General features: G+C 73.6%; 15 protein-coding genes. 7 read left to right on the forward strand and 8 right to left on the reverse strand.

The genetic code is table 11. The features are described from left to right. Window positions 1–154: 154 nt before the first annotated feature. Window positions 155–1,213, forward strand: coding sequence for a plasmid pRiA4b ORF-3 family protein (locus QSK03_RS10405; protein WP_285651274.1), 1,059 nt, complete (start codon window positions 155–157; stop codon window positions 1,211–1,213). A 92-nt stretch (window positions 1,214–1,305) separates the two neighbouring features. On the opposite strand, the gene QSK03_RS10410 is transcribed toward QSK03_RS10405, so the two are convergent. The 8 genes from QSK03_RS10410 to QSK03_RS10445 form a co-directional block, all read right to left on the reverse strand. Continuing rightward, the gene (locus tag QSK03_RS10410) at window positions 1,306–2,502 is read right to left on the reverse strand and encodes an amidohydrolase family protein (protein ID WP_285651276.1); all 1,197 of its coding nucleotides are present in this window, start codon (window positions 2,500–2,502) and stop codon (window positions 1,306–1,308) included. Between the two features lie 184 nt (window positions 2,503–2,686). Continuing rightward, complete coding sequence (locus QSK03_RS10415) at window positions 2,687–3,628, reverse strand: MBL fold metallo-hydrolase (RefSeq protein ID WP_285651279.1); 942 nt, start codon at window positions 3,626–3,628, stop codon at window positions 2,687–2,689. Further along, window positions 3,628–4,530: a fumarylacetoacetate hydrolase family protein gene (locus QSK03_RS10420; RefSeq protein ID WP_285651282.1), complete on the reverse strand. Its 903-nt coding sequence runs from the start codon at window positions 4,528–4,530 to the stop codon at window positions 3,628–3,630. Before QSK03_RS10420 ends, QSK03_RS10415 begins: the two co-directional genes overlap by 1 nt. Window positions 4,531–4,539: 9 nt before the next feature. Beyond that, window positions 4,540–5,631, reverse strand: a complete 1,092-nt coding sequence (locus tag QSK03_RS10425; RefSeq protein ID WP_285651285.1) for a hypothetical protein — start codon at window positions 5,629–5,631, stop codon at window positions 4,540–4,542. A gap of 60 nt (window positions 5,632–5,691) precedes the next feature. After that, entirely contained in the window at window positions 5,692–6,588 is an 897-nt protein-coding gene (locus QSK03_RS10430) for a LysR family transcriptional regulator (RefSeq protein WP_285651288.1), read from the reverse strand. Window positions 6,589–6,706: 118 nt separating this feature from the next. Beyond that, window positions 6,707–7,138, reverse strand: coding sequence for a hypothetical protein (locus QSK03_RS10435; protein WP_285651292.1), 432 nt, complete (start codon window positions 7,136–7,138; stop codon window positions 6,707–6,709). Continuing rightward, entirely contained in the window at window positions 7,135–8,301 is a 1,167-nt protein-coding gene (locus tag QSK03_RS10440) for a WXG100 family type VII secretion target (RefSeq protein WP_285651293.1), read from the reverse strand. The genes QSK03_RS10435 and QSK03_RS10440 overlap by 4 nt, the downstream gene beginning before the upstream one ends. Next, on the reverse strand, window positions 8,291–8,605 hold the full coding sequence (locus tag QSK03_RS10445; RefSeq protein WP_285651295.1) for a hypothetical protein: 315 nt from the start codon (window positions 8,603–8,605) through the stop codon (window positions 8,291–8,293). Before QSK03_RS10445 ends, QSK03_RS10440 begins: the two co-directional genes overlap by 11 nt. Window positions 8,606–8,699: 94 nt before the next feature. Here QSK03_RS10445 and QSK03_RS10450 point away from each other — a divergent pair, with 94 nt between their 5' ends. The 6 genes from QSK03_RS10450 to QSK03_RS10475 are packed head-to-tail and all read left to right on the forward strand — an operon-like array spanning window position 8,700 to window position 14,151. Beyond that, a complete protein-coding gene (locus tag QSK03_RS10450) occupies window positions 8,700–9,398 on the forward strand; it encodes an SDR family NAD(P)-dependent oxidoreductase (protein ID WP_285651297.1) in 699 nt (232 codons plus the stop codon). Further along, window positions 9,395–10,462 (forward strand): S-adenosylmethionine:tRNA ribosyltransferase-isomerase, encoded by a 1,068-nt coding sequence (locus tag QSK03_RS10455; protein ID WP_285651299.1) that lies wholly within the window; start codon window positions 9,395–9,397, stop codon window positions 10,460–10,462. The genes QSK03_RS10450 and QSK03_RS10455 overlap by 4 nt, the downstream gene beginning before the upstream one ends. 33 nt (window positions 10,463–10,495) lie before the next feature. Further along, window positions 10,496–11,476, forward strand: coding sequence for an aldo/keto reductase (locus QSK03_RS10460; RefSeq protein WP_502872152.1), 981 nt, complete (start codon window positions 10,496–10,498; stop codon window positions 11,474–11,476). Window positions 11,477–11,522: 46 nt separating this feature from the next. After that, window positions 11,523–12,317, forward strand: a complete 795-nt coding sequence (locus QSK03_RS10465; protein WP_285651301.1) for a MerR family transcriptional regulator — start codon at window positions 11,523–11,525, stop codon at window positions 12,315–12,317. 59 nt (window positions 12,318–12,376) lie between these two features. After that, on the forward strand, window positions 12,377–13,498 hold the full coding sequence (locus QSK03_RS10470) for a sensor histidine kinase (protein WP_285651304.1): 1,122 nt from the start codon (window positions 12,377–12,379) through the stop codon (window positions 13,496–13,498). Further along, entirely contained in the window at window positions 13,486–14,151 is a 666-nt protein-coding gene (locus QSK03_RS10475; protein ID WP_285651306.1) for a response regulator, read from the forward strand. The genes QSK03_RS10470 and QSK03_RS10475 overlap by 13 nt, the downstream gene beginning before the upstream one ends. Window positions 14,152–14,163: the final 12 nt, after the last annotated feature.

Raw genomic sequence — 14,163 nt, forward strand, 5'->3', positions numbered from 1 at the left:
CCCGGGCAGCCCATCGGTCCTCTCCACCGCTGCCGTCGGATCCAGTGTCGCCGCCCAGGATGTACTCGGGTCCATCAGGTCCTGGTTCATCACCCGACCTGAGGATCGAAACGGCCCCGGTCGGCGCGGATCTCACGCGTGGTGAGGTGGGTCGGTGCGCACGACACGGCTCCAGGTCCGGCTCGACGAGATCACGCCGCCGCTGCTGCGGGTGCTCGACGTCCCCGCGACGTCGACCCTCGCCGAGGTCCACCTCCTGCTGCAGGCGGCGCTCGGGTTCGTCGACACGCATCTCTACGAATTTGGTGCCGGCGAGGCCCGATACGGCCCGATCGACGAGGACGCGGACGAGGAGCTGGTCGACGCCACCGAGGTCCGCCTGAGCGCCGTGGCGCCGGAGCTCAGCTACGTCTACGACTTCGGGGACTGGTGGTCGTTCACGGTCACCGTCCTCGGTCCGGGCGACGACGAGCCGGGCCTCGTGTCCGGGGAGGGCGACGAGCCGCTCGACGACATCGGTGGAGCGACCGGCTACGCCCGGGCCCGCGAGGCCGGCGAGCTGCGTCCGTTCGACGCCGACCGGATCGGCGCGCGCCTGCAGCGTGTCCTCGGCCGCGTTCCGGCGGGGGTCCAGGTCGTGCTCGACGCCATCGCCGGCGGCGTGCAGCTGACCCCGCAGGGTCGGCTGCCACGGACGGTCGTGCGGCAGATCCAGCAGCGGTACCCGATGTGGCACCCCAGGGGTGACGAGGCGCCGCCGGCGCAACGGGAGGACGACCTGCATCCCCTCGTCGTCGTCCACGATCTGGTGCGCAGGAGCCGCCTCGCCCGCGCCCGGCACGGGGTCCTGTCACCGACGAAGAGCGCGGCAGATCCCGTCGAGGCCGTGCGGCGCCTGCGCGCCGCCTTCCCGGCGGGCAGCTTCCGGCGACTCCTCGTCGAGACAGTGGTGGGGATCCTGCTGGTCGAGGGCCCGCAGCGGACCCAGGCTCTCGTGTCCGCGCTGTACGACGGGCTCGGGCTCTACTGGATTCGCCAGGGCGAGCCGCTCACCGAGGAGGACATGATGATCGCCCTCCTCCGGGACGCGAACCTGCTCATGGCGCTCGGTCAGGTCGAGCAGGAGGACCACCGGTCGGTGGACACCTGGCGCGCCGGGCCCGAGGCGGGGTGGTTGCTGCCGCGGACCGCCCTGTTCGCCCCGGAATCGTGAACTCTCGGGCCGTCTAGCGACGAGGCAAGAGAGCGGCATACGGCCGGATGCTCGGGATGTCTCACGATGTCACCGGGCGTCTCGCGACGACGCTAGACAGCGACAGAAAGCCGGACACCCGATCGCCACACGCCCCGGACCTCGCGGGTCGCGGTGATGTCGGCGAGCGGGTCGCCCGCGACGAGCAGCAGGTCCGCCCGCTGCCCGACGGCGATCCGCCCGCGGTCGCCGAGCCCGAAGACGTCCGCCGGCGTCGCCGTCGCCGCGCGCAGCACGTTCCGCGTCGCCATCCCGGCGCGGACGAGCAGCTCCAGCTCGAGGTGCATCGAGGCCCCGTGCAGCACGGCCGCCGCGTGGCCCGGGACGTCGTTCGCGTCGGTGCCCGCGAGGATCGTCGCGCCGCCGTCGGCCAAGCGCGCGAGGTTCTCCGCCGCGTGGGTGTACGCGGTGCCGGGGCGGTCGCTGACCGGGAGGTGGCCCCGGTCCCCGGCACGCAGAGCGGCGACGACCTCGGGGTCGTGGCCGGCGAGGAGGCGCGGGTCGGCGAGCAGGTCGTCGGTGCTCCGGGCGTCGGCGCGGGCCCGCATCATGGCGAGGGTCGGGCAGACGACGAGCCCGGCGAGGTCGAGGTCGTCGTCGAGCGGCCCGTCGAGCGGCACGTGGGTGAGGACGTCGACGCCGGCGGCGATCGCCGTGCGGAAAGCCCAGAGGGTCGGCGCGTGCGCCACGGTCAGCAGCCCGTGCGACCGCGCGGCGGCACAGACGGCGGCAACGGTCTCGGGGCTGAGGACGGGGCGGTCGACGTCGGCGCTGTTCTCGACGAAGACCTTGAGATAGTCGGAGCCCTCGCGGACGCGGTCGGCCACGAACTGCTCGGCGTCCTCGGGTCCGGACAGCCCCGGCATCCGCCAGCCCGACGGATCCGGCGGCAGCATCACCGCGGGCCAGCCGTCGACCGCCCCGGCCATGAGCCCGGAGCTGCGCAGGTCGGCCTCGTGGGTGTGCGCCGCGGCGCGCCCGCGCAGCATCGCGGTGAACTGCGGCGGCGCGGAGAACATGTCGAGGACGGTGGTGACCCCGTGCCGCAGGTCCTGGCCGAGGTTGCCGGCGCCGCGCAGGTGGACGTGGGCGTCGATCAGCCCGGGCAGCAGGGTCATGCCACGGCCGTCGACGTCGCCCTCGGCCGTCCCGGAGCGAACGTCGGTGATGATCCCGCCCTCGATCGTCACGCTTGCGGGACCGAGCACGTCGTTCCCGTCGAACACCTGGGCGCCGGAGATCGTCGTCATGCATCGCCTCCCTGACCGACGCGGCCCAGGGTGACACCGGACGGGAGGCCGTGTCGTGGTGGCCGTCGATCGGTGGACGGCGAGGTCGACGGGGACGCTTCGGAAACCGAAGCATCTCAGCGGGGCCCAGGCGTCGAGGTCGAGCGGCACCGGTGCGCCGAGATCGCCGACCGCGTGCCCGGTGTCAGGCGAAGCAGGTCAGCGGGCCGCCGTGGTAGGTGACCATGTCGTCCAACGCCGCGAAGACGTCGATCTGCCCGCCGCGGTCGAGCCCGTCGAGCTCGGCGTAGGCGCGGTGGAGGTTGCCGACGATGCGTTCGGCGTCGGGCCAGTCCGTGAACCGACCGAGGTCGGTGTCGCGCGCCGCCTGCAGCGGGGTGACGCCGGCGGCGCGGCCGCGTTCGGCGACGTCGAGGACGAAGCGCAGGTAGTCCAGCGTCGCGTCGAGCGGGGCCTGGTCGTGGTAGACGGGCCCGTGGCCGGGGACGGTGGTCTGTGGCGCGAGCGGCTTCAGGACGTTCTCGAGGACGTCGACCGCGCCCGCGACCGACCCCATCAGCAGGAACGGCGTGCCGCCGTTGAAGACGAGGTCGCCGCAGAAGAGCGTCGAGCGCTCCGGGAACCAGACGATCGTGTCGTTGGTCGTGTGCGCGGGGGTGCCGACGTGGACGACCTCGGCGCGCAGGTCGCCCGAGTAGACCGCGACGCGGTCGGTGAAGGTCACGAACGGCGGGTCGAGGGGGAGGTCGCCCCACTCGGGGTTCTGCCAGTAGGGCAGTTCGCGGGCCGGGCCGAACGCGATGGCCTCGGCGCGGGCACGCTCGTGCGCGACGATCGCGGCGCCGCCGAACAGCGCGTTGCCGAAGGTGTGGTCGCCGTGGTGGTGGGTGTTCACCAGCGTGCGGACGGGGCGGTCGGTCACCGAGGCGATGGTGTCGAGGAACGCGCGGGTGCGCCGCTCGGTGGAGCACGCGTCGATCGCGAGCACGCCCTGCGGGCCCACCACGAAGCCGGTGTTGTTGATCCACCACGTGCCGTCGGGCTGCACGTAGGCGTGGATGCCGTCGGAGACCTCCTCGCGGCGCGGGGGTCCCGGGACGGTGATGTCGTCGTGACGGGAGCTCACTACGTCTCCTTCAGCGGGATCGGGTCGACGCCCGGGACGATCCCCGCGTCGATCGCACCGAGACCGTCGGCCTCGAGGTGCACGCGGTCGCCGGCCTGCAACCAGGGGTAGGCCTCGGCGCCGTGCACCCGGGAGAGCTCGAGCAGGCAGCCGGTGCCGACCGTGCCCGAGCCGATGAGGTCCCCCGGGACGACGCGGGTGCCGCGCGACGCGTAGGCGATCATCTGGGCGAAGCTCCAGTAGAGGGAGTCGAGGCGCCCGGCGCTGTAGTCCTGGCCGTTGACCGACGCGGCCATCGCCGCGGACGGGACGAGCTCGTCGGGCGTGAGCATCCAGGGCCCGCAGCTCGACGCGAAGTCCTTGCCCTTGGCCGGGCCGAGGTTGAGCTTCATCTCGGCGCCCTGCAGGTCGCGGGCGCTCCAGTCGCAGAACAGCACGTAGCCCGCGATGTACGCCCCGGCCGCGTCGGGCGCGAGGTCCCGGCCCTCGCGCCCGATGACCGCGGCGATCTCCAGCTCGTAGTCCAGCGCCTCGCTGCCGGGCGGGATCGCGACGTCGTCGTGCGCGCCGCGCAGCGACGCCGGGTTCGTGAAGTAGAAGACCGGCTGGGAGTACCAGAGCGGATCGACCGTCAGCCCGATCGCGGCGCTCGCCGTGACGACGTGCTCCTCGAACGCCATGAAGTCGCGGATCGACGGCGGGCGCGGGATCGGGGCGAGGAGGGTGACGGTGGCCGGGTCGATGCCCGGCTCGTCCGCCGCCTCCTGCGCCGCCGTGTCCAGCCGCTCCCGCGCAACCAGCTCGAGCAGCGACGAGGTGCTCCGGACGGGGTGCAGCAGGCCGCCCTGCCACACGCCCACCCGCTCGTCGCCGTCCGCGGTACGGAACGTGCTCCAGCGCAAGAACCCTCCTCAGCCGAACTCGGCCCGCAGCAGCTCCGCGGCCCTGGCCATCGACACGAGCTTCCCGCGCGCCATCGGCCGCGCCAAGGAGAACAGGCCGCAGTCCGACGTCAGGTGCACGCGGTCGGGCGAGACGTGCTCGAGGGCCTTGCGCACCCCGGCGGCGATCGCCTCGGGGGTCTCGACCACCAGCCGCTTGATGTCGATGCAGCCGACCCCGATGCCCTTGTCGCTCGGGAAGCGCGACCACAGGGCGAAGTCGTCGTCGGGGAAGCCGGTCTCGGCGAACGCGTACTCGACGGCGTCGACTTGGAGCTCGTTCGCGACGAGCTCGTGGAAGCCCGCGTACGGCGTGATGCCGACCGGGACGCCGCTGGCCAGGTGGCAGATGTGGAAGATCGTCAGGGCGTCGACGCCCTCGAGGGCCTGGTTGAGCGTCTCGAGGACCAGCGGGTAGTCCTCGGGCTGGTGCAGCGTGAAGCCGACGTCGTCGAGCTGGAGCACCTCGACCCCGGCCGCGACCGCGTCCTTGAACTCGGCGTTGTAGGCGGCCGCGAGGTCGCGGTAGAGCGCCTTCTTGTCGTGGTAGTGGCGGTCGGTCAGCCAGCCGGCGATGTTGGCCGGGCCCATGCCGCTGGCGAACTTCACGGTGCGGGGGCTCACGGCGCGCGCGGCGCTCCACAGGTCGGCGAGGTGCATCGTGCCGCGCCCGATCGGCCCGTCGACCGCGACCTCGCTCCACGTGCCGGCGAACGGCGCTGCGGTCTCGGCGCCGAACATGTCGAACAGGTGGTTCGGCGCGGGCTCCACCGTGACGCCGTCGAGGTGGTAGGCGGGGTAGAGCAGGAACGAGGAGATGAAGCCCTCGTGGCGGTCGTACCAGAGGTGCCCGTCGGTCGGCAGGTCGATCCCGGCGTCGATCTGGTCGCCGATCATGGCGCGGACGCCGTCGGAGTAGGCCTCGGCGAAGTCACCGCGGCGCATCGCCACGCGGATGTCCTCGCCGCCGAGGTCGAAGGTGTTCCACTTGGGCCGCGGGTACGAGCCCACCGCGGTCGTCGGGAACAGGTGGCCGAAGTGGTCGCTGAGCCGGCGGGGCATCGTGGGCCTCCCACGTCGTCGGGGTCGTGGAAGCCACCGTGGCGCGGATCGCGTCGCGGATCAGGTGCCGGTTCGGTTGCGATCCGGGCTTGACACGCCCACGAGCTCCGCCGCCTGGCGGAACGCCAGCGCCGTGCGGGAGGTGTCGCCGACGCGGGTGGCCACCGAGACGTGGCACTCCTCGCCCGCCAGCGGCACGAAGCGCACGTCCGGGCGGGCGAAGAACCGCCGGGCCGGGTCGCCGTGGATGCCAAGCATCCCCGACGTCGCCACCGCCGCGGGGATCGCGGCCGGGGTGCGCACCATCGGGCTGCGGCGCGACACCTGCGTCGCCGGGCCGGCCCAGCGTCCGAGACCGGGGTGACGCCCGACCGGGCGCACCCACGCCGAGCCCGCGACGTCGTCCTCGTCGAGCCGCTCCGCGTCGGCGAACGGGGACGCGACCGGCACCACGGCGACCCGTCCGGCCGTCAGCACGTGGTCGAGGCCCAGCCCGTCGACCGGCCCGACGTCGTGGACCACGGCGACGTCGACCTCGCCCTCGCGCACGGCGTCGAACTGCGAGTCCCAGTCCAGCTCGATGTGCACGAGGGTGCTGGTGGGGAGCTGGGCCTGGACGAGCCGGCGCAGCGCCGGCCAGCGGTCGGCGGCCCCGAACCCGAGGACGCCGACGCGCACCACCCCGTCGTCGTGCGCGGGCGGCGCGTCGCGGACGGCGGCGGCGAGGTCGTCGACCCGCGCCAGCACGTCCCGGGCCCGCTCGACCAGCCGCACCCCGGCGGGCGTGAGGTCGACCCGCCGGCTCGTGCGGTCGAACAGCCGCGCGCCGATCTCCTTCTCGAGGGCACGGACATGCCGCCCGAAGGCCTGCGGAGCGATGTAGTGCCGCTCGGCCGCCTTCCGGAAGTGCCGTTCCTCCGCCAGCGTCACCACGTAGCGGAGTTCCCGTATGTCCATGTCCCGTCCTCCGTGCCGGGCGACGCTACTGCGGTCGGGGCCGGGGAGGAACGGCTCGATGTCCGGGGCTCGGGTTCTCGAGATGCTTCGGGAATCGAAGAGTCTTTCCGGACCTGGGCTATCCATGCCGGGCGGCCTCGATCGCGCGGGCGACCTCGTCCCCGGTGGACGTGTTCTGGAGCCACACCACGTTGCCGGGGTCGAGGTCGCGCTCCGGGTCCCACCATTCTCGGCGAATGCGCTCGAGGCCCTCCTCGTTCGACAGCGGCCACGGCTCGAAACGAACCGGAGGCGGCCCGGTGCGTCTCCCGTCCTCGGACTCCGGCGGGACAGCGGCCACGGCCACGACGTCGCCCAGCTCCACCAGGCCACGCCCGACGAGGAGATCGATCGCGCGCAGGCTCGCCTCGCGGAGCGCGACCGGCTCGCGTTCGAGGTAGGGGACATCGTCCGGCTCGGCCAGGCTGACCAGGAAGCGGACCTCGGCGAGGCTCACCGCGTCGTAGAGGCCGCGCAGCAGCACCTTCGCGGCGCCGTCGTCCTCGGTCATCGCGGGATGTGCACCTTCCATTGCTCTCCGTTCGGAAGCTTGACGTCGATGGTGCTCCCATGCCGGGTGCTCTGGCGTAGCCCGATCTCCGTGCCGTCGTCCAGACGCAGCGGCGTCTCGCCGGAGTAGCGGTTCCACTCCACCGGCGAGCCGTCCCGAGCGAGGTCGTCGTAGAGATCCTCGACCGCCTGCTCGTCGGGGAGCTCGCGGACCCGTTCCTGTCCGCCGGGCACGCCGGCGGTGGTGATGCGCTCCGTTGGGCTCAGCGGCACGTCCGCGCCCGCATCAGCATCCGCGGCGACGCTGAACGGGGCGACGCGGTCGTCGGTCACGGCGTGCTGCACCACGTCGGCGGCGCCGACTCCCGCGATACCGACGCCGGTCGCCACGCCGGCCGCCGACAGGCCGCCGAGCGGGACACCGCCGACGGCGCCGACCCCCGTGGCGTCGAGTGCGACCGAGCCGACGACACCCACGGCGCTCACCGTGGCCAACGCGCCACCGGCGACCATCGCCGCGACGTCCGCGGGGTGGCCGAGCAGGGCGTTGCCGACCGACGCGAGCGCGTTCCCGGCGTCGGCGGCGACCGCTCCCGTGCCATCGGCGAGCCGACCCCAGAATCCCGGTGCCGACGGGGCGGCGGCGCACGCGGCCGTGACAACAGCGGCGGACCGGTCGCCGGACTCCCGCACGTGCCGGCGGGCCTGCGTGAGGACGGCCTGCGCGTCGACACGTGCGGTCTCCCCCGGGTCCACGAAGGGTGTCGGCGTCGCGCCGGCGGCGATCGCCCGGTCGTACTGAGTCCGCGCGGCCTCCGACGCGGCCCCCGCGGCAGCCCACCGCGCCACGGCGTCGCCGGCCCGTCCCCGCGCCCACTCCAGCGCCGCCGCATGGTCGTCGACCGCTCGCGCCGCCTCGACGAAGGCCGTCGCCGCGTCCTGCCACCGCCGGGGCTCGGGGTGGAACGCGGCGCGGAAGCCGTCGGCGGCGGGCCCGGACCACCCCTCCGGCGCAGCGACCTGCCCGAGCCCGGCCGCGGCGTCGCGGAGCATCCCGGCGTAGCGGTGATAGGTGCCTCCGGCCGATCGCAGCACCGCGGGGTCGCCGGGGATCAGGGTCGCCGGATCGTCGGTCGCGCCGAGCTCCGGCACGTCACCCGCCACCGGGATCGGGACCTGCACCGCGCAGCAGGCCGTCGAGCCCCCGAGCGCCTGCGCCGTCCACGCGGCGGTACCCGGCCTCGGCGGCGGCCAGGCGCTCGGCGATCGCCCGGCCGTCCTCGGCCAGGGCTTCGACACCCTGCTGCCATCGCGTCGCGAACTCGCCGATCGCGTCGCCGAGCCGGTCGTGACCGGCGGCGCTCCCGACGCCGTCGAGGCGCCCGACCTCGACCTGCTCGACCGTGGCCCGTACGCCTTCGGCCGCGCGGTGCAGCGCGTCGGGATCCACCGCGAAGCCGCCGGCCATGACGGCAGGCTGGCACGACCACCGCGGCGTCGGGTGCGGTTCCGCGGAACCGGTGCTTGACCTCGACCTTTGTGCAGGTCGCACCGTCGAGAGCATGACCGAACACCGACCCACCGCACTCATCACCGGCGCGTCCCGCGGACTCGGCCGCGCCCTCACCGCGGACCTCGCGACCGACGGCTGGCGGGTCGTCGTCGACGCACGGCACGGCGACGAGCTCGCCGCGGCGGTCGCGGGGCTGCCCGACGTCGTGAGCGTCCCCGGCGACGTCGCCGACCCCGTCCACCGCGCGGAGCTCGCCGAGACCGTCGACGACCTCGGCGGCCTCGACGTCCTCGTCCTCAACGCGAGCCTGCTCGGGCCGAGCCCGCAGCCGCAGCTCGCCGACTACCCCCTCGACGTGCTCGAACGGGTCCTGCGCGTCAACGTCCTCGCCCCGCTCGGGCTCGTGCAGGCGCTGCGCGGGCTGCTGCGTCCGGGCGCACGGATCCTCGCGATCACGTCCGACGCCGGCGCCGAGCCGATGGACGGCTGGGGCGGTTACGGCACGTCGAAGGCGGCGCTGGAGTTCCTCGGCTCCGTCCTCGCCGTCGAGAACCCGCAGTGGCGCGTGCTCGTCGTCGACCCCGGCGACATGCGCACCGTCATGCACCAGGAGGCGTTCCCGGACGAGGACATCAGCGACCGCCCCGAGCCCGAGACCGTCGTCCCCGCGCTGCGCGTCCTCGTCGACGGCGACCACCCGAGCGGCCGCTACCGCGCCGCCGACCTGACCCCGGCGGTGACGTCGTGAATCTTCTCGATGGTCGAGCTCCGCGGAGCTCCGTCTCCGTCCTGCCGTCCACCCGGTTCGTCCTGCCGCCCGGAGCCGAGGCGCACGAGCCGCCCGAGCACCGCGGACTCGCCCGCGACGGGGTGCGACTGCTCGTCGCCCGCCCCGATCGCGTCGAGCACCGGCGCTTCTGCGAGCTCGCGGCCGTCCTCGACCCGGGTGACCTGCTCGTCGTCAACACCTCCGCGACGCTGCCGGCCGCGCTCGACGTCCGGCACCACGACGGGCGGCCGATGACGCTGCACGTCGCGACGGCGCTCGACGAGGGCGACTGGGTCGTCGAGCCGCGCCGTCCCGACGGCCCCGAGCGCGACGTCGCTCCCGGCGACCGGCTCGGGCTGCCCGGCGTGGTGCTGACACTGGTCGCGCCGTACCCCGACGAGCTCGCCCCGCGGCGGCTGTGGCGGGCGCGCCCGTGGCCGCTGGTCGGGCTGGCCGGGTACCTCGCGACCTACGGGCGCCCGATCGCGTACGGGCACCTCGAGGGCCGCTACCCGCTCGCCGACCACCAGACCGTCTACGCCACCGAGCCCGGCAGCGCCGAGATGCCGAGCGCCGGCCGGCCGCTCTCGGAGCAGCTGCTCGTGCGGCTGATGGCCCGCGGCGTGACGGTGGCGCCGCTCGTGCTGCACGCCGGGGTGTCGAGCCCCGAGAAGCACGAGCCGCCGACCCCCGAGCGCTACACGGTGCCGCCGACGACGGCGCGGCTGGTGAACTCGGCGCACGCGGCCGGATCGCGGGTCGTCGCGGTCGGGACGACGGTCGTGCGGGCGCTGGAGACGGTCGCCGCACCCGACGGCACCGTGTCCCCGGGACACGGGTGGACCGACCTCGTCCTCGGCGCCCACCGTCCCGCCCGCACGATCACGGGCCTGATCTCGGGGCTGCACGAGCCCGAGGCGAGCCACCTCGCGCTGCTCGAGGCCGTGGCCGGTCCGGGGCTCGTCGGACGGACCTACGAGGCCGCGGTCGCCGAGCGCTACCTCTGGCACGAGTTCGGTGACTCGACGCTCCTCCTGCCGTGAGGTCGTTCCCGACCGCGCTCACCCGGGTACGCGATGAGCATGCAGACGACGCGATTGGGCAAGACCGACCTGCAGGTGTCGCGGATCGCGTTCGGCACCTGGCAGGTCTCCGGCGAGTGGGGCTCCTACGACGCGGACGCCGCGCAGCGGGCGATCCGGCACGCGCTGGACCTCGGCGTGAACTTCTTCGACACCGCCCAGGCCTACGGGTTCGGCGAGTCCGAGGAGGTGCTCGCCAACGCCCTGCGCAGCGAGCTGGACCGTGACCGCGACTCGGTCGTCATCGCCACCAAGGGCGGCATCAACCCCGGCACCGACCGTCCGCGCGACTCCCGCCGGGAGTGGCTGCGCTCGGGCGTCGAGTCGTCCCTGAAGGCGATGAAGATCGACCACGTCGACCTCTACCAGGTGCACTGGCCCGACGAGCAGACACCGTTCGAGGACACGGCGGGCTACCTGCAGGAACTGGTCGACGAGGGCAAGATCCGGCACATCGGGGTCTCGAACTACTCCGCCGAGCAGATGGCCGCGTTCGACCGTCGCCGGCCGGTGGAGACGCTGCAGCCGCCGTACCACCTGTTCCGCCGCGGCATCGAGGACGACGTGCTCCCGTACGTGCGCCAGCACGACATCGGCACGCTGGTCTACAGCCCGCTCGGCTCGGGGCTGCTGACCGGCACGATGGACACCTCGACCACCTTCGAGGACTCCGACTGGCGCGCGCAAGCCTCCGCCTTCAACGGCGAGAAGTTCCGGACCAACCTCGAGGTCGTCGAGCGCCTGAAGTCCTTCGCCGCCGACAAGGGCTGCGAGGTCTCCCAGCTCGCGATCGCGTGGGTGCTCGCCCAGGACGGCATCGACGTCGCGATCGTCGGCGCGCGGTCGGACAAGAACATCGAGCGCTCGCTGGCCGCGGTGGACGTGTCACTGTCAAAGGACGACCTCGCCGAGATCGAGAAGATCACCGCCGACGGCGTCCAGGTGTCCGGGGCCTCGCCGGAAGGGGTCGCCTGAGGCGACACTTGACCCTCACGCGACGAGAGGGCCGAGGGTGGTTCCCATGACCGAGACGGCACCGGGGACCACCCGATCGACCACGCAGTGGACGGTCGGCCAGGTGGCCGAGCGTTCCGGGGTGACGGTGCGGACCCTGCACCACTACGACGAGATCGGGCTCCTGCGCCCGAGCCGCCGCAGTGCGTCGGGGTACCGGATCTACACCGACGAGGACCTCGTGCGCCTGCGGCACGTGGTGGTCTACCGGCGGCTGGGGTTCGCGCTCGAGGAGGTCGCCGTCCTCCTCGACGACCCCGACGCGGACGTCGCCGCGCACCTGCGCCGGCAACGGGCCGCGGTCACGTCCCGGCTGGGCGAGCTCACCGAGCTCGTCACGGCCATCGACCGAGCCCTGGAGGCAGAAGTGTCCGGCATCCAGCTGACGCGTGAGGAGCAGCGCGAGCTGTTCGGCGACGGCTACTCCGAGGAGTACCAGCAGGAGGCGCAGGAGCGCTGGGGCGACACCGAGGCGTGGCGCCAGTCCCAGCAGCGCACCGCGCGCTACACGAAGGCCGACTGGGAGACGATCAAGGCGGAGACGGACGACGTCAACGCCCGCTTCGTCGCGGCCCTGCAGGCCGGCGAGCCCGCCGACGGCGAGCACGCGATGGACGTCGCGGAGGCCCACCGGCAGCACATGGCGCGGTGGTTCTTCGACTGCTCGCCGGAGTTCCACGCCTGCATCTCGCGGATGTACGTCAACGACGAGCGGTTCCGGAAGACCTACGAGGACCAGGCGCCGGGGCTGGCGCAGTACGTCCGCGACGCCGTGCACGCCAACGCGATGCGCCAGGAGTGAACGGCGGGTCGACTTTCGTCTGATGTGTGAGCGGTCGACCGCCGCCTACGCTCCGCGACGTGGAGGCCGGTCGTCGGGAGCAGCGCTGGGCCACGGTGACCGTGCTGCTGGTCGTCGCGGTGCTCGGCGGCCTGACCGTCCTCAGCCGTACCGACACCCGCGCGTCGCTCGCGTTCATCGTCACCGACGTCGTGGCGACGCTCCTGGCGTGCGCGCTGGTGCCGGTGCTGGTCCGGTGGCCGGTCCCCGGAGCACTGGGCATGGCCGTACTCGCCGCGTTCTCGCCCGCCGCCACGCCCGCCGCGACGATCGCGGTCCTGCGGGTGGCGTCGCAGCGCCCGCTGTCGGTCGCGGTGTGGGTGGGCCTCGCGAGCACCGTCGCGCACGCGATCCAGGGCATCGTCCGCCCGATCCCGGGCCTGCCCTACGGCTGGTTGCTGGTGATCGACGTGGCCGTCCATCTCGCGCTCGTCGCTTGGGGGGCGCTGATCCGGCTGCGGGAGGCGGCCCGGGTCGAGCGCGAGCAGCGTGCCGAGGAGGAGCAGGCGGAGCGGGTCGCCGCGGCCCGCCGTCACGAGCGCGCGACGATCGCGCGGGAGATGCACGACGTCCTCGGTCACCGGCTCTCGCTGGTCGCGGCGTCGGCGGGCGCCTTGGAGTACCGGCCGGACGCGTCCGCCGAGCAGGTCGCCCGCGCCGCCAGCGTCGTGCGGGCCGGTGCGCACCAGGCGCTGGAGGAGCTCCGGGAGGTCATCGGGGTCCTGCGGGCCGACGACCTGCTTAGCGGGGACGGACCCCCACAACCGACCCTCGCCGACCTCCCGTCCCTGGTGGGCGAGTCGCGTGAGGCCGGGGTGACGGTGGAGCTGGACAACCGGGTCACCGACGTCCCCGACACCCTCGGTCGCACGGCGTACCGGATCGTGCAGGAGGGCCTGACCAACGCGCGGAAGCACGCGGCGGGGGAGGCGGTTGCCGTCGTCGTGGCGGGCGGTCCGGGTGAGGCGTTGCGCGTGGAGGTCCGCAACCGGGTGCCGCACCCGCGGGCGTCGTCCGACGGGCGCGGCACCGGTCTCGTCGGGCTCGGTGAACGCGCGGCGTCCGTGGGTGGGCGCCTCGAGCACGGCGTGACGTCCGACGGCGACTTCCGGGTGATCGCGGAACTACCGTGGCCGGCGTGAGCTCCGAGGACGAGATCCGCGTGCTCGTCGTCGACGACGACGCCCTCGTCCGCGGCGCGCTGACCATGATGCTCGACGGCGCCGACGGCATCCGCGTCGTCGGCGAGGCCTCCGACGGCGACGAGGTGCCGGGGTTCGTCGACGCCCACGCCCCGCACGTCGTGCTGATGGACCTGCGCATGCCGCGCGTCGGCGGTCTGGCGGCGACGAAGCGACTGCGCGAGCGCCCGAATCCGCCCGAGGTCGTCGTGCTCACGACCTTCGACAGCGACGAGAACGTGCTCCACGCCCTGCGCGCCGGCGCCAGCGGTTTCCTGCTGAAGGACACACCGCCAGCGCAGATCGTCGATGCGGTGCAGCGAGTGGCTCTCGGCGACCCCATCCTGTCCCCGACCGTCACCCGCCGGCTGATGGAGCGCGCCGGGGCGGAAGAGAGCACGCGGGAGAAGGCCCGGGCTTCTTTGCGGTCCCTGAGCGATCGTGAACGCGACGTCGCCGACGCCATCGCCCGCGGGTGCTCGAACGCGGAGATCGCCGCCGAGGCGTATATGAGCGTCGCGACCGTGAAGGCGCACGTCTCGCACGTGCTGTCGAAGCTCGACCTCGACAACCGCACCCAGATCGCGCTGCTGGTGCACGACGCGGAGCGGTGATCGCTGTCCGGG

Source organism: Actinomycetospora sp. NBRC 106375 (assembly GCF_030269665.1).
Classification (GTDB): Bacteria; Actinomycetota; Actinomycetes; order Mycobacteriales; family Pseudonocardiaceae; genus Actinomycetospora.